This window comes from Flavobacterium aquicola, assembly GCF_003385115.1.
GTDB lineage: Bacteria > Bacteroidota > Bacteroidia > Flavobacteriales > Flavobacteriaceae > Flavobacterium > Flavobacterium aquicola.
On record NZ_QUNI01000006.1, the window covers coordinates 241,279 to 258,914 of the forward strand.

The 17,636-nt window shown below is 36.5% G+C and carries 18 protein-coding genes; 7 read left to right on the plus strand and 11 right to left on the minus strand.

What is annotated here, in order from left to right; translation table 11 throughout:
• Positions 1 to 6: 6 nt before the first annotated feature.
• Entirely contained in the window at positions 7 to 342 is a 336-nt protein-coding gene (locus tag C8P67_RS12410) for an MmcQ/YjbR family DNA-binding protein (RefSeq protein ID WP_115813565.1), read from the minus strand.
• Between the two features lie 113 nt (positions 343 to 455).
• Complete coding sequence (locus C8P67_RS12415) at positions 456 to 1,493, minus strand: TIGR01212 family radical SAM protein (RefSeq protein ID WP_211319911.1); 1,038 nt, start codon at positions 1,491 to 1,493, stop codon at positions 456 to 458.
• A gap of 430 nt (positions 1,494 to 1,923) precedes the next feature.
• Here C8P67_RS12415 and C8P67_RS12420 point away from each other — a divergent pair, with 430 nt between their 5' ends.
• Positions 1,924 to 3,018, plus strand: coding sequence for an acyltransferase family protein (locus tag C8P67_RS12420; protein WP_147298231.1), 1,095 nt, complete (start codon positions 1,924 to 1,926; stop codon positions 3,016 to 3,018).
• 199 nt (positions 3,019 to 3,217) lie between these two features.
• Here the strand turns inward: C8P67_RS12420 and moaA are convergent, their stop codons facing one another.
• The 7 genes from moaA to C8P67_RS12455 form a co-directional block, all read right to left on the minus strand.
• The gene (moaA, locus tag C8P67_RS12425; protein WP_115813492.1) at positions 3,218 to 4,225 is read right to left on the minus strand and encodes a GTP 3',8-cyclase MoaA; all 1,008 of its coding nucleotides are present in this window, start codon (positions 4,223 to 4,225) and stop codon (positions 3,218 to 3,220) included.
• Positions 4,215 to 5,129: a bifunctional molybdenum cofactor biosynthesis protein MoaC/MoaB gene (moaCB, locus tag C8P67_RS12430; protein WP_115813493.1), complete on the minus strand. Its 915-nt coding sequence runs from the start codon at positions 5,127 to 5,129 to the stop codon at positions 4,215 to 4,217. The genes moaA and moaCB overlap by 11 nt, the downstream gene beginning before the upstream one ends.
• 139 nt (positions 5,130 to 5,268) lie before the next feature.
• On the minus strand, positions 5,269 to 5,715 hold the full coding sequence (locus C8P67_RS12435) for a molybdenum cofactor biosynthesis protein MoaE (protein ID WP_115813494.1): 447 nt from the start codon (positions 5,713 to 5,715) through the stop codon (positions 5,269 to 5,271).
• A gap of 61 nt (positions 5,716 to 5,776) precedes the next feature.
• Positions 5,777 to 6,844 carry a ThiF family adenylyltransferase gene (locus C8P67_RS12440; protein ID WP_115813495.1) on the minus strand — a complete coding sequence of 356 codons (1,068 nt, stop codon included), beginning with the start codon at positions 6,842 to 6,844 and terminating at the stop codon, positions 5,777 to 5,779.
• A gap of 190 nt (positions 6,845 to 7,034) precedes the next feature.
• Entirely contained in the window at positions 7,035 to 7,277 is a 243-nt protein-coding gene (locus C8P67_RS12445; protein WP_170141458.1) for a MoaD/ThiS family protein, read from the minus strand.
• Entirely contained in the window at positions 7,274 to 7,843 is a 570-nt protein-coding gene (gene mobA, locus C8P67_RS12450; protein ID WP_115813497.1) for a molybdenum cofactor guanylyltransferase, read from the minus strand. The genes C8P67_RS12445 and mobA overlap by 4 nt, the downstream gene beginning before the upstream one ends.
• Before the next feature lie 7 nt (positions 7,844 to 7,850).
• Entirely contained in the window at positions 7,851 to 8,180 is a 330-nt protein-coding gene (locus C8P67_RS12455) for a winged helix-turn-helix domain-containing protein (protein WP_115813498.1), read from the minus strand.
• A gap of 452 nt (positions 8,181 to 8,632) precedes the next feature.
• Here C8P67_RS12455 and C8P67_RS12460 point away from each other — a divergent pair, with 452 nt between their 5' ends.
• The gene (locus tag C8P67_RS12460) at positions 8,633 to 9,448 is read left to right on the plus strand and encodes a DUF5995 family protein (protein WP_115813499.1); all 816 of its coding nucleotides are present in this window, start codon (positions 8,633 to 8,635) and stop codon (positions 9,446 to 9,448) included.
• Between the two features lie 238 nt (positions 9,449 to 9,686).
• Here the strand turns inward: C8P67_RS12460 and glgA are convergent, their stop codons facing one another.
• Positions 9,687 to 10,913 (minus strand): glycogen synthase, encoded by a 1,227-nt coding sequence (gene glgA, locus C8P67_RS12470; protein ID WP_115813501.1) that lies wholly within the window; start codon positions 10,911 to 10,913, stop codon positions 9,687 to 9,689.
• Between the two features lie 272 nt (positions 10,914 to 11,185).
• On the opposite strand from glgA, the gene C8P67_RS12475 reads away from it, so the two are divergent.
• The 3 genes from C8P67_RS12475 (at position 11,186) to C8P67_RS12485 (ending at position 14,181) form a co-directional block, all read left to right on the plus strand.
• Positions 11,186 to 12,313, plus strand: a complete 1,128-nt coding sequence (locus C8P67_RS12475) for an AI-2E family transporter (RefSeq protein ID WP_115813502.1) — start codon at positions 11,186 to 11,188, stop codon at positions 12,311 to 12,313.
• 193 nt (positions 12,314 to 12,506) lie between these two features.
• Complete coding sequence (locus C8P67_RS12480; RefSeq protein ID WP_115813503.1) at positions 12,507 to 13,286, plus strand: hypothetical protein; 780 nt, start codon at positions 12,507 to 12,509, stop codon at positions 13,284 to 13,286.
• Between the two features lie 580 nt (positions 13,287 to 13,866).
• Positions 13,867 to 14,181: a GIY-YIG nuclease family protein gene (locus tag C8P67_RS12485; protein ID WP_115813504.1), complete on the plus strand. Its 315-nt coding sequence runs from the start codon at positions 13,867 to 13,869 to the stop codon at positions 14,179 to 14,181.
• Between the two features lie 381 nt (positions 14,182 to 14,562).
• On the opposite strand, the gene C8P67_RS12490 is transcribed toward C8P67_RS12485, so the two are convergent.
• Complete coding sequence (locus C8P67_RS12490; RefSeq protein WP_115813505.1) at positions 14,563 to 15,222, minus strand: HAD family hydrolase; 660 nt, start codon at positions 15,220 to 15,222, stop codon at positions 14,563 to 14,565.
• 138 nt (positions 15,223 to 15,360) lie between these two features.
• Between C8P67_RS12490 and C8P67_RS12495 the strand changes: the two genes are divergently transcribed.
• Positions 15,361 to 16,443: a DNA alkylation repair protein gene (locus C8P67_RS12495; protein ID WP_115813506.1), complete on the plus strand. Its 1,083-nt coding sequence runs from the start codon at positions 15,361 to 15,363 to the stop codon at positions 16,441 to 16,443.
• A 25-nt stretch (positions 16,444 to 16,468) separates the two neighbouring features.
• A complete protein-coding gene (locus C8P67_RS12500; RefSeq protein ID WP_147298232.1) occupies positions 16,469 to 17,635 on the plus strand; it encodes an FAD-dependent monooxygenase in 1,167 nt (388 codons plus the stop codon).
• The last annotated feature ends 1 nt before the right edge of the window (position 17,636 follow it).

Here is a 17,636-nt window from a genome sequence, read left to right on the forward strand (position 1 = left end):
ATCAAATTACTTACGAACTTTTAGCGGAAGCTTATTTTTCACCAATTCATACGACTGCAAAAGATATTTTTCCCAATCTGCTTTTTTCATTTTGTTAACATCTTCAATCAAAACCCATTTGTATCGGGCAACATACGGCGCAGGTTTGAAACCAGGCGAATTACTGATTTCCTCAAATTCATCGTCTCTGACTTTGAACGAAGCCGTTGTGGGAGATTGATCAAGTCCAACAACACAAAACATTTTTTCCCCAACCGAAAAAACCAAATCATGTCCCCATTTAATATCTTCTGTCACCGTTGGCAATTGCCTGCATATATTTTGGATTTCTTCTACGCTCATTTTCTGTTTTTTAGAACGTAAATATAATTGATTTTTAAGAATATAATTATCGGCAAAAAAACTCAATAAAAAATAATAAAAAACAACTGTTTTTGCCGATAACGGCAAAGACTTTACTTATTCTCCTTATATTTTGATCCCTGCAGAATTCCTCTTTTCTCAATCGTTGAATCGATATAATGCTGAATTTCGGTCTTTTTCAATCTCCAATTTGGAGCGATAAGCAAATCCCAATCAGAAATTCCAAAGAGGCGCTGGATGACTATATCTGGGCGCAATAATGGAATAAGGTCGCAAAGCAAATCGGTGTATTGTTCCAAAGTAAAGAGCGGAAACGGATTTCGCTTGTAGTGCACACCCATAATCGAACCTTCGACAATGTGCAGATGATGAAATTTGACGAATTTTATTTGGGGAAAGCGATTGATTTCATGAATGTAGTTGAGCATCATTTCGTAAGTTTCCCAAGGGAATCCAAAAACAGTATGCACACACAAATCAATTGGACTGTCTTTTAATAATTCCACTGCCGAAACAAATTCAGCATGTGTACAACCTCGGTTAATTTTTTGCAAAGTTTCGTCATACATCGACTCCATCCCCATTTCGAGATCAACATCAAAACGGTCACAATAGCTTTCGAGTAAAGTCACTTTTTCGGCATCAATACAATCGGGACGAGTCCCCACCGAAAACCCCACAACCTCATCGGGATTGAAAGCCAATGCCCGATCGTAAATCGTTTTTAGATAATCAACATTGGCGTAGGTATTGGTATTCGGCTGAAAATAAACTATAAATTGATCCGCTTTGTATGATTTTTTGGCGCGTTCCATTCCCTGAAGCAATTGCTCCTCAATCGTGGGCGCTTTTCGGGAAATATCCGGCGTAAAAGAATCGACATTGCAATACGTGCAACCTCCATAACCTTTCAGTCCATCACGATTAGGACAGCTAAAATTACCGTCTACAATTACTTTGAAAACTTTTTTGCCGTTGTATTTCTCCCTGAGATGGGTACCGTAATTGTTATACCCTTTTTTGGAGGATTCTTTTTCTGCATTCATTTCGCAAAGGTATTCACGATTATGTGGTGCCGAAATGACTTTTGTCAGGTATTTTGGAGCAGAAAGATTAGGCTTTTTACGCAAAACCTACTCTCAATATTGTCATTCCGTAGGAATCTCCTCAAGTAGCTCGACAAAGAAAAGGACTTAGTTTGTGGACATACTAACGGAGATTCCTACGGAATGACAAGTTTGGGGATAATTTGGCACTTTAAAAAAACGTCACCTTTGAACAATTCTCGCAAAGACGAAGAGGCGCAAAGTCCTTTCCTATAAAATTAATCCTTTCTATCTGCGTGAATCTGCGACCCCGAAAGCTTTCGGGGGCATGCCACTATTTCTCACGCAGATTTTGCAAATTTTTGATTTTTAGAAATTCATAAAACTGACCCACTAGACTTAATGAATCTTTGTGAAATAACACTATTACCTCAATCTTAATCAAACTTCTATTTTTCGAAAAAGGATTGAATACCTATATTTGTCGAAATTCAAAAAAAATGTAAAAAAAAGAATGAAAAAAATCCCCAATTTAACTGCCCTTCGTTTCTTTTTGGCTTTGTTGGTAGTGCTTTACCATATTCCCCAATTCTGCGAACACAGAGGGTTTCCGTTCTTTGATTCACTAGCTTTTTTACATAAAGGCCAAGAGGCAGTTTATCTCTTTTTTTCGTTAAGCGGTTTTTTAATCATTCGCCAATTGTACATCGAAAAAACAACCGAGAATACGATTTTCCTAGTTCCGTTCTTTTTGAGGAGAATTTTAAGAATATGGCCATTGTATTATTTAATTCTGTTCTTTGGTTTCCTTTATTACCGTGTGGTATTGCCCTATTTTGGATTTCCGTTTGAAAACAATTACAACCTCACCGAAGGGATTTTACTTTCGATAACTTTCTTTCCAAATATTTTTGCCACCTACAAACCGGGTGGTATCATTGAGATTTTATGGTCAATCGGAATTGAAGAACAATTTTATTTATTTATCGCACCTTTGTTTTTCCTTTTGCCTTCCAAAAAAACACTTCCATTTTTGGCTCTATTTACGGGAGTTTATTTTGCGGTTTTCTTTTCTGAATCCATTCCGTTTCTGTCCGATTATAAAATGTTCTTTTTTTATTTTTCGTTCAGTGGCATCTGTTCCATACTGTTGCTTAAACCTGTATTTAGTGAAATACTGCAAAAAAGCAGAATTTTGATTTTTGCAGTTTTTTTGATTTATCTATCGACATCCCTATTCAGTGATAATTTATCAAAACCGATATACCATCTTTTTAGCATGATTTTATTTGGATTGACAATTGGTTCACTATCGACAAAACCGATAGCCTTTTTAGAAAACAAACCACTCAATTATTTGGGAAACATTTCATACGGAATTTACGTTTTTCACGCCATAGCGATGCAGTTTGCGGGACTGCTCTATCTGAAACTGAATATTCACTCAAAACTTCCGGCAGTCCTATCGATACTGCTTTTCAATATTTTGGTATTGGCGATTACGATAATCGTTTCACATTTTTCCTACACCTATTACGAAAGCTATTTTTTGGGTTTAAAACATAAATTCAGAGTCCAAAAAGCCAACCAAATCAGCCCCCAATCTTAAATCATACTACTATTTTTCAAAACAAATTGATTTTTTCAAGAAACAAAGATTGCTCTTTGCAATAAATAAATCCATTTTATCTGCGTGAATCTACGAAAATCTGCGTGCCACTATTTCTCACGCAGATTTTCGCAGATTTTGATTTTTTTAGAAATTCACAAGCCTGACTCGCTAGAATACGAATCTTTGCGAAATAAAACTAGCCCCCAATCTTAATCATACTCCTATTTTTCGAAAAAAGAAGCGGGTCTTGAAATTTAGCATCATCATCCATTCCGCCACGCATGGCAAATTTGGATTTTATGTTTTGGAAGATTAGCGGTTCTATTGAATCACCTGCTCGCAAAGTATCGAGCAAAGAAGTTTCAGTATTCGAAAACAGACAATTTTTTAATTTCCCGTCGGCAGTCAAACGGATTCGGTTGCAAGTACTACAAAACGGATTCGTAACCGAGCTAATTACGGAAAAACTACCTTTATAAGACTCTATTTTATGATTTTTGGAAGTATCATTCGGTCTGTCCTGCAAACGATTTACATTATCTTCACCATAAAAATCATTCGCCTGAGAAAGTATTTCGGCATAACTTACCAATTTCTCTTTATTCCATCGATTGCCGTCAAAAGGCATAAACTCTATAAACCGAATCTGAATGTTTCGCTCTTTGGTCAGCTCAATAAAATCAACAATTTCGTTGTCATTAAATCCTTTGATAACAACTACATTCAGTTTTACTTTGAAACCATTTTCCTCAAGTAACCCAATGTTTTCAATCACTTTTTCAAAATAATTGCGACGGGTGATTTCGTTGAATTTGTCTTGTTTCAAACTGTCGATACTCACGTTCAAAGTGGTAATTCCGGCCTCTTTGAAAGTATCTATAAAATCGTGAACTAGGATTCCGTTGGTCGTCAAAGTCAGTTCAACACCTAGTTTTCCTAATTCTGCAATAATGTTTTTGGCATCTTTTCGCACCAATGGCTCACCACCTGTCAATCGGATTTTGTTGACGCCAAGTTTTACGAAAGTCTGCGCAATGGTAACAATTTCCTCTGCAGTCATCAGATGTGCCCTTGGTGTAAGCGCAATCCCCTCGGCCGGCATACAATAAGTGCATCTCAAATTACAGTGTTCCGTAATCGAAATGCGGAGGTAATTGTGTGCCCTTCCGTGGTTGTCCTGCATTGGATTTTTGTTATTTTCCATGGTTGAAACCATTTAATATTTTGAATAAATGCAAAATCGATGGGAAAACTGCATCCATAGATTCACTAGCACCCGCTGTTGAACCTGGTAAAGCCATAATCAAGGTATTCCCCTTGAAACCGACCACACTTCGGGATAACATGGCATAAGGTGTCCTGTCTTGTCCATAGGAACGAATGGCTTCTTCAATTCCTGGAATGCGACGATCCAATAACGGAATAACCGCTTCCGGAGTGACATCGCGATTAGACAAACCGGTTCCGCCAGTTATGATAACCAAGTCTTTTTTGCTGTCGCAAAACTTGTTTATTGTTTCTTGTATATCAGTTACCTCATCAGGAATCACTGTGTAATTGGAAACACTTAATCCTAGTTTTTTGATTTTATCGGTAATAACTTTTCCAGCTCGATCTTCTTTTTTTCCAGAAGCTACTGAGTCCGAACAAATCATAACTGCCACTGATAAATTGAGATCACCCTTAACTCCGTAATCCGATTTTCCTCCTTTTTTATGCAATAATTTTATGGTTGAAATTTCAACTTGTTTATCGATTGGCTTTAGCATGTCATACATTGTCAAAGCTACAATCGATGATCCATGCATGGCCTCAACCTCAACGCCTGTTCGGTAAATCGCTTTAACGGTTACTTTTATCAATACTGAATCTTCCAACAATTCATATTCAATTCCGGTAAATTCAATCGGCATTGGATGACAGTCTGGAATAGAATTTGAAGTGTTTTTTACCGCAAATAAACCTGCAGTTCTTGCAACTTCCAATACATCGCCTTTTGGAACGGTTTTGTTTATAATTGCCTGCATTGTTTCAGGCGAACCTACTTTTACGATGGCTTGGGCTGTTGCTGTGCGTTGTGTAATTATTTTATGAGTGATATCTACCATTTAGATTTCAGATTTTTGATTAACGATTTTAGATTTTTGATCTCTAATTCTTAATTTTTGATTAACTGATTTTTGATTTTTTTAAATCACATTTATCCATGCTTATCAGTTTCATCTGTGCCATCAGTGAGCTATTTTATTATGTGTTCTTTTTCCAAGTATAGCTTTCGTCATCAAAAATTTCTTTGCCGAAAATCGCTGTTTTCTCCTTTATTTCTTCAACCAAAAATTCCAAAGCTTCATACACCACTTTTCGTCTTGGTGCAGAAACAAAGACAAACAAGCAAATTTCGCCTGTCTTTACTAATCCCAAACTATGATAAATATGCAGACACGACAATTCATATTTGGCGAAAGCCGATTCCCGAATCTCATAGAAAGTCTGCTCTGCCATTTCCTCGTAAGAAGTGTACTCAATTGCGGTTACTGTTTTGCCTTCAATCACATCGGCGCGAACTTGTCCTAGAAAAATATTATGAGCTCCAATTGTGGTTTTACTTTGGTGTTTGGCAATCGAATTTCCGATGAACTCGGAAGTTATTTGTCCTTGAATAAAAGAACTTTTCTTTGGTTTATCTGTTGACATTACTATTTCTGCTTTTATTTTTTTAATTTTTTTATTGAATTTGCCATTGCCATTGAAATTGTCATTGAATTTGATTTTTCAGCGATTCTATTCCTCTTGCCAAATGGAAAACACCAACAAATCCAGAATTTTTTAAATAATTCATAGCCTGCTGACTGCGCTGTCCCGTTTGGCAAAACACAACTATTTCTTGGTTTTTATGCAAATTCTTACTATATTCTTCTAATTCGCTCAAAGGAATCTGGATTACATTTTCCCTCTTAAACTCGGGCACTTCATCCGATTCTCTAACATCTATTACAACCATTCCCAATTGACTGCATTTTTCCAAAAAGGCTTCGGGAGTTAAATCTTCATTGTTTTTTTTATTGTTCAAAAGCAAAGTTCCGTTTATGAATCCTTTTTCAACTGCTTTTGGATTTTTAGTAAAATCAATGATTTGAGTCTGAAAATGCAAAGCATCATAGATCAATAATTTCCCCGAGAGCACCGTACCAATTTCCAATATAATCTTAAGCACTTCGGTGGCTTGTAATGTTCCAAGTGTATTTGGCAAAACTCCCAAAACTCCGCTTTCAGCACAATTCGGAACCGCATTCAAATTTTCCTGCTCTGGAAACAAGCAACGGTAACTTGGTCCATTTTTATAATTGAATACCGAAACCTGACCTTCAAACTTATGGATCGAAGCATACACCATCGGAATCTTTTTAGCTGCCGACAAATCATTTATAAAATAACGGACAGCGATTGTATCAGTGCAATCGACTATTATATGATATCCTTCGACAATTCGCGGAGCATTTTGAGTTGTAAAAAACTCTGAAAAAGCCGTTATATTAATCTCTGGATTAAGTTCTAAAATTGCTTTCTTGGCTGTTTCAGCTTTGATGTTTCCGCAATCTTTTAAAGTGTACAATAACTGTCTGTGCAAATTCGTTTCATCCACCACATCGCCGTCAACAATCCCAATATTCCCCACTCCCGCCGAAGCTAAATTCTGCAAAACCGGACAGCCCAAACCACCCGCACCAATTACCAAGACACGTGCGTCCTGCAATTTTTGCTGACCTGTTTCTCCTATTTCTGGGAGAATTATTTGTCTGTTATATCGTTTGGTGTTTATCATTTTATTTTAAAACTTTTTTTGAAACATATAAGTCATATAAGTTATTCTTTTTTAAATTCTAATCACTCTTATATGCGCTTTGACTTATTTGTTTCAAAAAATTTAATTCTTATTTACGTTTACCATATAAGGCATTTAAGGACATTTAAGTATTTCTTAAAACTTATATGACTTATATGTTTTAAAAAAATCATCCACCAGCAAATGGAGGCAAAAAAGCAATCACATCCTGATCTTTTATTTTGGTCTGCGAATCGCTCATGGTTTGGTTGACTGCAATCGTGTAAGTCGTGTTTTGTATATTTTGATAGCTACCTTCTACTTTTGATTTTAATGCAGAAACCGAAATAGTCTCCTCATCAAAAGTGAATTGCTCTTCTCTCAATTTCGTAATATCGGCGAGTGACCCAAAATATTTTAGCGTTATGGTCATTTGGTTAAATTTTGATATTCTTCTTGTGTGTTTATGTTTTGCAGTTGACTGCTCCATTTTTCTGGAACTTCGAGAGTGCGGTGTTTAACGTCTTCTATTGCTTGCCGCAGTTTCAATTTATTTCCAGCTATTTGTTCGCCGAAAACAATTTTCATCGAGCGGTCGTAAACCCCAATCAGCGGGCTGGTTTTGTCTCCGATTTTTGTCTGCGTCACCATATCGGTTTCGTTGTGGTTTTCTACCAGCCATTGCAATAATTCGGTTGTTACGAATGGGACATCTACACTGACAACCAGATTTACTTTGGTTTTGGATTCTTTCAAACCTGTGTAAAGTCCGCCCACTGGACCTTTGTTTTCTATTATGTCTTCAACTCTGGAAAAACCTAATTTATCGTATTCTTTATTGGCTGATACAATTAAAATATTTGAACCTACAACTGGCTTTAAAGCGTCGCAAATGTTGTGGATGAATGTTTTTCCGTTTAAAACCAATAGACCTTTATCGGTTCCCATTCGCTGACTTTTTCCGCCTGCCAAAAGTATTGCTGTGATTTTGTTTTCCATAAATTAATTATAACGAATGTTTCTTGAGTTCGGCGTCTAAAAAATCCCAGCAGGCAATATTTATTTTTTCAAAAGATTCAATGAGCGATTTTCCATAAGGAGTAATAACAGTCCCGCCTCCTTTGTTCCCGCCAACTTGGGTTGCAATTAATGGTTCTTTGGAAGCTTTGTTTGAAGCGTCGATTAATTTCCACGCTTTTTGATACGAAATATTCATTTCCTTCGCTGCTTTATTGAGTGAACCAGTGGCTTCAATCTGCTTTAGCAACTGAATGCGTCCTTCACTGATAAGGATTCCCTCATCGGTTTCAATCCAAATTTTGCTTTTGATTTTCAATGCAGACTGTTTTCGTTATACTTTTACAAATATAACGAAATGATTGTTTTCAAAAAATAAAAAAATGGTTAAGAGCCGTTTTTTTTGTTATAAAAAATTACGCGGATTATCCCTAGCAACGGATTCAAATTTAAAAAAGGCACGCAGGTTTTGGCTTTGCGCACTTGTATTCATGCAAAGGCGCTAAGACACAAAGTATGGAAAACTAATTATGAAAATAAAATGCTGATTTTTAGCCCCGATCGCAGTGAAAATCCTCCCTGCTCGGGGTTCGGGCAGGGAGATTGCAACGAAGAGCGGGAGGAATCTTTCTGAAAATGCGAAATCTTTCTGCTCCTTAAAATAAGACTCGAAATCTTTTATAAAACAGCAAGATAATTACTGCAAAAATGCATTCTAAGAAACAAAAAATAATTATATTAGCTGACTAATTCAATCATAACCCCTTATAAATGAACATCAAGCAAGCCACCACAATAGACGAAGTTATCGAGTGTTTAGACGAAATTATTGAAAAATCGAAATTCGAGCAATGTGCGATTGGCCTATTTGCTACTTTATATAGGGAAGTTACGATGCAGATAAAAAACGGTATCGGGACTGGTTTGTTCCAAGATCCGGAACGCATGGAAAAGCTGGATGTTATTTTTGCGAATCGTTACCTGAAGGCTTATTACCAGTTTCAAGCCAAGGAAAAATGTTCGGAATGCTGGCAGTTTTCATTTACGAAAGGTGAGGAATACTGGCCGATTGTGGTACAGCATTTACTGCTTGGAATTAATGCGCATGTGAATTTAGATTTGGGAATTGCCTGCGCACAGGTGAGTACGCCTGAAAGTATTTTTGACCTGCATTCTGATTATAATAAAATCAATGAAATTTTAAGTAATCTGGTGAATGGTGTCGAAAAATGCTTGGTGGAAATCTGGCCAACACTTACCTACATATTGAAATTATCAGGCAAAATAGACAATTTCTTTATTGATTTTAGCATGAAAACCGCGAGAGACGGTGCATGGAAATATGCTACCGAATTTGTGTTGCTTCCCGAAAATGAATGGGAGGCCTCCATACAGAAAAGAGAAATCAAAGTCACCAGAATTGCCCGATTAGTTTCGAATCCAGGTTTCTTCGTAAGCAGTATTTTCAAACTTATCCGATTATTTGAAAGAGGAACGGTGGCTCAAAAAATTATTGAATTAAGCAAAGTGGAATATAGTCCGGTTACTGAAACTGTTGTAACTCCTGAATGTGTATTGGAAAGTTAAATCCGGAGACCGATTTAACCAGAAAGAACACAAAGCTTTATGTGAAAATTTTGCACGCAGATTTCGCAGATTATGCAGATTTTAATCCGTGTAAAATCCGTCTTATCCGTGAATCCGTGGCTGATTTTAACCGCAAAGGACACAAAAAAAACACAAGGTTCGCAAAGCGTTGCGCTCATAGCGTAAAACTTTGCGAACCTTGCGGTTTAATTATCTAATTTTCAAATTATCATATTACCTAAGCTGTTTCTTTTTCAAATCGGGCAATAACTTCCTGATAATAGTTATAAGTGATTTTGGCAATGGATTCCCAGCTGAATTTTTCTAAAACCCTCTCTCGTCCTGCTTTTCCCATTTCATTAGCTAGTTGTTCATTTTCCAATAGAGCGTTTACTTTTGAAGCAAAAGCTTTTTGAAATTCTGTTGGATTCAGCGGATTGAAATTGGTTCTCGAAACACTTTCTAACGGAATTAAATAACCGGTTTCACCCTCAACAATAATTTCGGGAATTCCTCCCACGTGGCTTCCCACAACTGGTGTTTCGCAAGACATCGCTTCTAAGTTGATAATTCCGAAAGGCTCGTACAACGACGGACAGGCAAAAACGCGCGCATGACTGTACAATACTTTGACTTTTTCGCGTGGAAGCATTTCCGAAATTAAAATCACACCTTTTCGTTTTGCTTTCAGCTGATCGATAAGATTAGAAGTTTCAATCGCAATTTCTTCGGTATCGGGAGCACCTGCGCAAAGTACGATTTGACAATCCTCATTAAAATATTGGCAAGCTTCAATCAATTGCGAAATCCCTTTTTGACGAGTAATACGCCCCACAAAAAGTACAAACGGAATATTCGGGTCGATTCCGTATTCTTTCAACAGCGCTTCATCAAAAGTCGGTTTGTAAAATTCAGGATCGATTCCGTTGTGGATTACAGTAACTTTTTCGGGATCAACACCATAAGCTTCTACCACATCGACTTTCATTTGTTCGCTCACGGCAATCACACCATCAGCCGATTTATAAGCATTGGTTTCAATCCAGCGCGACATAAAATAACCATTTCCTAGTTGTTCGACTTTCCAAGGACGATGTGTTTCCAAACTATGCGTAGTCAAAATCAACGGCACCTGAAGCAATTCTCTTGTAAAAACTCCCGCCAAATGTGTGTACCAAGTGTGACAATGCACAACATCCGCCTTTGGAGTCGCCTGCGCCATTTCGACATTTCGGCTTAGGTTATGAAACATTTTGATGTGCTCGTTTTCGGGATCTACCATTTTCGTCAGGCAGGAATTAATCCCTTCCACGTGCATCGAATCCTTGTTTTCTTTTTGATCACCAAAACATCGAACTTCAACCTGTGCCAATTTGGCCAGCTCCTGACTTAAAAAATCAATGTGAACCCCGGCTCCACCGTAAATATTCGGCGGAAATTCGTTGGTGTAAAGCGCTATCTTCATATAATACGATTTTATGATTTAGAATAATTTGACATAAAGGCAAACCCATAAAACATTGAAATGCCATAAAATATCAATTTAGTAAAAATACGAAACAGCAATTTAATTCCTACGCAAACCAAACATTATTTTAAAACTATTTTTTTGTTAAGTTTTCAAAAAAACATAAATTTTTCGCAAAAGACATTCAAATAGGCTGTTGATAATTAATGTATTTTAACTAGATTAGCACAATAATTCAATCGCTATTCATTTCATTAAAATAGATTTATATGAATCAAAACGACACAAATTTCTACGGAATAAACTTCGAAAAAATAGCCGACACCATTATCCGTCTTGGCGTCCTCTTCCTTTTAATAGGCTGGTGTTATGATATTCTAAAACCGTTTGTTTTAATAATAGTCTGGGCCGTGGTTATTGCCATAGCGTTCAGTCCCGTTTATGAAAGAGTTGTGAGGTTATTCAAAGGCCGAAAAGTACTCGCAACCATATTTGTCGCACTTATATTGCTTATCATTTTGGTTGCACCCAGCATACTCATCACACAATCCTTATACGAAGAAATCAATAATTTTGCCCATTACTACCAAACCAATGAGCACTTGATTCCGCCTCCTCCGGAAACGACCAAAAGCTGGCCAACCATCACAAAACCAATTGTAGAAATCTGGTCATCAGCCTCCGAAGACCTTTCGAAAGTAGCGCTCAAATACACCGACCAAATAAAAATAGCCGGTGCATGGCTGTTGCTTTCATTAGCGGGAATTGGCAAAGGTATCCTGCAATTTATCGTCTCAATTATCATTGCGATGGGGCTGTTATTGTACTCCGAATCACTAATAAAAGTTTCCAAAAACATCTTCATCAAACTAATCGGTTCCAATGGTGAACACTATGCCGAAGTCACCGTAATCACCATTCGCAACGTCGTAAAAGGATTTTTGGGTGTAGCCCTAATCCAAGCGACAATGATAGGAGTTGGCTTCTTTCTGGCAGGCGTTCCATTTGCTGGAATTTTCACGATCATCTGTCTATTCCTAGCGATAATACAAGTCGGAATTGGCCCGATTGCCATTCCGGTAGTGATTTATATGTATTCCGTAACCGATGCCACTACTTCAACGCTACTGGCAGTTTGGGTAGGAATCACACTGATTTCTGACAATATCCTAAAACCAATCTTCCTCGGAAGAGGCAATCCTCCCGCACCTATGCTCGTAATATTCCTGGGAGCCATCGGCGGTTTTATTTACAACGGTTTCATCGGGTTATTCCTGGGTGCTGTAATTCTGACTTTAGGCTATAAATTTTTCCTTTCATGGATCGACATGGAAGACGATGAACCAAAAATCGAAGAATTACAAACCGAAGGATTACAAATCGATACAGAAGAATAGTCTATATTAATTCACTTAATTCCCCCCAACGCAAATTCTCCTGTTTGCGTTTTTTTAATTCACAAAAAACTTACAAAATATTTTTTTTAAAACAAATACTAATAATATATTTGAAAAATTAATTTTAAAATCTTTATTTCTTACTCAATCTTCTTATTTTTTAAACAACTTAATCATTAAAACTAAATTAACAATGGAGTTCCTAAAAAAAAGCAACGTATTTAAATCGATTATATTGATTTTGATTTTTGCAACAATATCATGTTCGGAAGAAGATAAACTAGAAACTCATAATTATGGTTCAATTAAAGGAAATGTACAACTATATGACTTGAACCAAAATAAAGTTTCTAACTATGATAATTTAAAAATCGAATTGATTGATTCAAAAAATAATACAAAATTATTAAGTGTTGATTCAAATGGCAATTATCAAACTGACGAGTGTGAAATTGGAGAAATAACTTTAACTTTTACAAAGCCAGGTTTTAGCGGAATCAAATCAATTAAAAGAACCTGCACAAAAGAATTACTAACTATTGAAAATATACGTTTAGTTGAAGATGTCCCTTTTCCATATAACATTAAAAGCATAGAAATTAAAGACGGATGGTATACCTATACTGGCAATATAGATCCTGATATAACCGGTGATTATATGGTAACTGAATTCTTTTTCTTAGGTAAAGATGCAAATGTGTCTTGTTCTAATTTCAACTATTATTTTGTAACAGGTGTTGATACAGCTGTATCTTATATAAATAAGACAATAAAAAGTTCGCAAACTTTTACAACAGAGAAACTTTTAGAAAATGGTTTCAAATATGGCGACACTGTTTACATAACTTGTTATATCATTTCCCCTATGAATCAGGGAGCTCTATGGGACAATATTAACAATAAAAGACTTACTATTGAGTCTTTCAATTTTAAAAACCCATCAAACACTTATTCGACTATTCTCACTAATTAATAGAAAGGTTGTTATAAAAGTAAAACCAAAATTCATTTTTTTTTGCACCCCCACTACGCAAAGTCTCCCGACTTTGCGTTTTTTTATTTTCTTAAAAGCAATAAAACAGGTCAAAAGTTTCCTGCCTTTGCACCCACTACCCCTCAAACTTGTCATCCTGACGAAGGAAGGATCTCCGCAAGTGGCTCCGCAATCAAAATAAAATATTTTGTCGAATAGTAATGCGGAGTTCCCTCGCTACTAGCAATGACACTTTTTTAAATATCAATAATCCTCAAACTTGTCATGCCGATGTAAGAGGACACGAGTGATAACGAATTGGCTAGGCAATCCCCACATGCTATTCCGCATCGTTGACGACTTTGTTTGTCGAGCTACTTGCGAAGATCCTTCCTTCGTCAGGATGACAATATTGTGTGATAATCTTTGTCTAATCCATTGTGTTATTCGATGAAGAGAAACACGAACGATAGCGAAGTAATCTCCACAAATAACTCAGCAACGATATTTTACATTATAAATTTTAAAAAGAGTTTAGGTCTCTTGTCTAATTTTGTAAATAAAATACTATTTTAGTGAAATGCAATTTCAAGAAGGGTATCATACTTATTACATTTACATCATCACCAATAAAGCAAAAACTGTTTTGTACACTGGTGTGACCAATCATTTAAGAATACGTTTAGAACAACACAAAAGCAATATTGTCACCAAAAACAAAACATTTGCCTCGACTTATAATGTTCACCTCTTAATTTATTACGAAAAATTCACTTGGATTCAAGAGGCAATTGCTCGGGAAAAAGAAATTAAAGGATGGAGAAGGGAAAAGAAAATGGATCTTATCAAAACAATCAATCCTGATTTAGATTTTTTGAATTACTTGTTTGAATAGGATGACGGAGCCACTAGCGGAGATTCCTCCTCCGTCGGAATGACACACAGTACGGATTAGACAACGAATATCACACAATATTATCATCCTGACGAAGGAAGGATCTCCACAAGTAGCTCGACAAACTAAACATTTAACGATGTGGAATAGCAAACGCTAATTGCCACGCCAATTCGCTTTCACTCGTGTCCTACGGAATGACAATTTTACGCATTACCGAAATCGAGAAAAAATCATTATGAAAAACTAAACCCGTAAACTAGCCCCGATTGCAACGAAAATCCTCTTGTACTGGGGTTCAGTACAAGAGATTATAGTGAAAAGCGGGACAACTGTTGATGAAATAACAAAAAACCTCTGCTCCTAAAAAATAATCAAATTCTAACTATTTAGTAATTCCAAAATCTTGTCCACATTTACTTCGCTGTAATCGTTGATGTAAAAATGGCATGGAGGCAGTTGTTCTTTGGTATGCGAGCTCAATACGCCCACAACTTTCATTCCGGCATTGAGACCCGCCGTAACTCCGGAAAAAGAATCTTCAAAAACCACGCAGTCGGACGGGGAAACGCCCACGCGCTCAGCCGATTTTAGATATACTTCTGGATTTGGTTTATGCTGTTGTACGTCTTGGCTTGCCATCATCGAATCCATTTTGTCTCCAATATTTAAGGCATTTATAATCAAATCGAGATTGGCACGCGGAGCCGATGTTGCAACGGCAGTTTTGAAACCTAGGGATTTTAGTTCGTCCAAAAAGAGCAGATAATGCGGAATTGTTTCTACTTTGTCTTTGTAAATTTCACGAAACATCGATTCTTTTTCGTCTTCCAAGTTTTTTAGTTCGTCTCCGGTAATTGGACGCTTGAAGAAATGCGACATGATGTAACCATTGTGTTTTCCGTACATATGATCTTCAAACTCCTGCTGGGAATGAGAAATTTGGTACTTATCAAAAAATGCTTCAAAAGCTTTGCCATGATCCGGATTGGTATGACAGATTACACCGTCCATATCAAAAATTACACATTGCTGTTTCATTATAGTTTCGTTGTTTTAAGGGATTGCAAAGATACAATCATTTGCATTTTTTTGAAAGCTAAAAACTAAATTTAAACATTTCTTTAATTGAAGAAATAGTACTTTTACGGAGACAATTCTAATCCTTAATCATAAAACATGGCAACAGAACTGAAGGAGATGTTCAATACAAAATTCTACGAGCATTTGGCAATCCAATTTAACAAAGCGGATGCAGGTTTTAACATTCAGCAATTTGTGGAAGCGGTAACCAATGGATTAGAAAACAGATCATTGAATGAACGCCTGAGATTTACTATTATAACACTCAAAAATCATCTTCCGGCGGATTTTAAAGAAGCTGTAAAACTATTAAACGCAGTAATTCCTAACAGTCCCAAAGGTTATACATCGCTTATTTTTCCTGATTATATTGGGCAATTTGGCGTTCACGATTTTGAAACTTCAATGGAAGCATTGGCATATTACACCCAGTTTGGCTCTTCGGAATTTGCCATCCGTGAATTCCTGAAACACGATTTTGACAAAACCCTCGAAGTAATGAAACTGTGGGCCAAATCTCCCAATCATCATATTCGGAGGCTTGCTTCCGAAGGTTGCAGACCTCGTTTGCCTTGGGCAATGGCAATTCCGGAACTCAAAAAAAATCCGAATCCTATTTTGCCAATATTACATATTCTAAAAGCGGATTCATCCGAATATGTGAGACGAAGCGTTGCGAATAATCTTAACGACATTGCGAAAGATAATCCGCAAATTGTAATTGAAATTGTCAGCCAATGGAAAGGTCACACCAAAAAAACTGATGCGATAATCAAACACGCTTGCCGAACGCTTTTGAAACAAGGAAATACTGAAATTCTAAAACACTTTGGTCTTGACAGTTCAAAAGTAGCGGTTGCTGATTTCAAAATAAACACACCAAAAGTCGCTATTGGTAATTATTTGGAGTTTTCATTTTCTGTTCAGAATAATGATGAAAGACCACAAACCATACGACTGGAATACGCTGTTTATTATCTTCGACAAAACGGACAACTTTCAAAGAAAGTATTTAAAATAAGTGAACGACTTTTTGAGCAAAATCAGTCTTCGCATATTAATCGGAAACAAAGTTTTAAACTGATTACTACCAGAAAATTCTACACAGGACAACAAAAACTTTCCATCATTATAAACGGTGAAGAAAAAGAGAGTATTACATTTGAATTGATTGATTAAAATTGGAACAAACAATTTAAAGAAAATGAATCGAAAAGCAAATATTGTTATTTTGGGCGCCAGTGTTGGCGGATTGACCACTGCAATAGCTTTACGCCAAAAAGGATTTGAAAATATAACCATTTTTGAGCAAAGAGAAACAGCAGTAACAATTGGTGCAGGTATCGTTTTATGGGCAAATGCAAGCAAAATTCTAGACAATTTAAATTTGTTGCCCGAAGTAAAAAAAATTGGAGGCCAAATAAAAAACATGGAACGCTGGACCGACAAGGAAGAATTTCTAGGTTCAATTAATGTCTCAGAAATTAATACCGTAATTGGTTCAACCAGTTATTCAATAAGCAGAAAAGAACTGCAGGAAATTTTATTGGGAAAAGTAAAAAATCTAAAAATCCCCGTTTTTTATAATCACAAAGCCCTGCAACTATCTTGCAAAGACAATAAAGCGACTGTTTTATTTGATAACGGCACTGAAATAAAAGCAGATATTCTGATTGGTGGAGACGGAAGAATGAATTCGGTTGCAAGACAGTATGTAAATGGAGACAACAAACCTGTTTATCATAATTTTGTAAACTGGATAGGAATAGTCGAAAGCGATAAACCTATTTTCTCAAATGCTGAAAATGTCTTGGATTTTTGGGGTTATGGAGAGCGTTTCGGAATCGTTCCAATAAATGAATACAAAGGATATTGGGCCGGCGGTAAATCACTGCCTCTTAATTCACCTCTAAAAACCAAAAATTACAAAGAGGAATTATTGAAATTATTTGCTACATGGTCACCTAAAATTCAGAAAACAATACAATTAAGCAAAGAAGAAAACATCAGGTATATTGAGGTATTTGATCACAACCCAATTTCAAATTGGTACAAAAATAACGTCTGCCTGATCGGAGATTCGGCGCACGCGGCACTGCCAACATCTGGACAAGGAGCATGCCAAGCCATAGAAGATGCATGGGAATTTGCAACAGCTTTAGAACAAGCAAAAACACACGAAGAAGCATTTACAGCATTTCAAAAGAAAAGAGTAAACAGAACAACCGCAATTACAATGGCCGGAAGAGAATTAGCAAAATCATTATTTAATGATGACCCTATATTTTGCAATTACCGAAATGAAAATGCAAAAAAGACTGATTACAATCTTGCTACAAAGAACATTGCTCAATTATGGTCTCTAAAGTAAA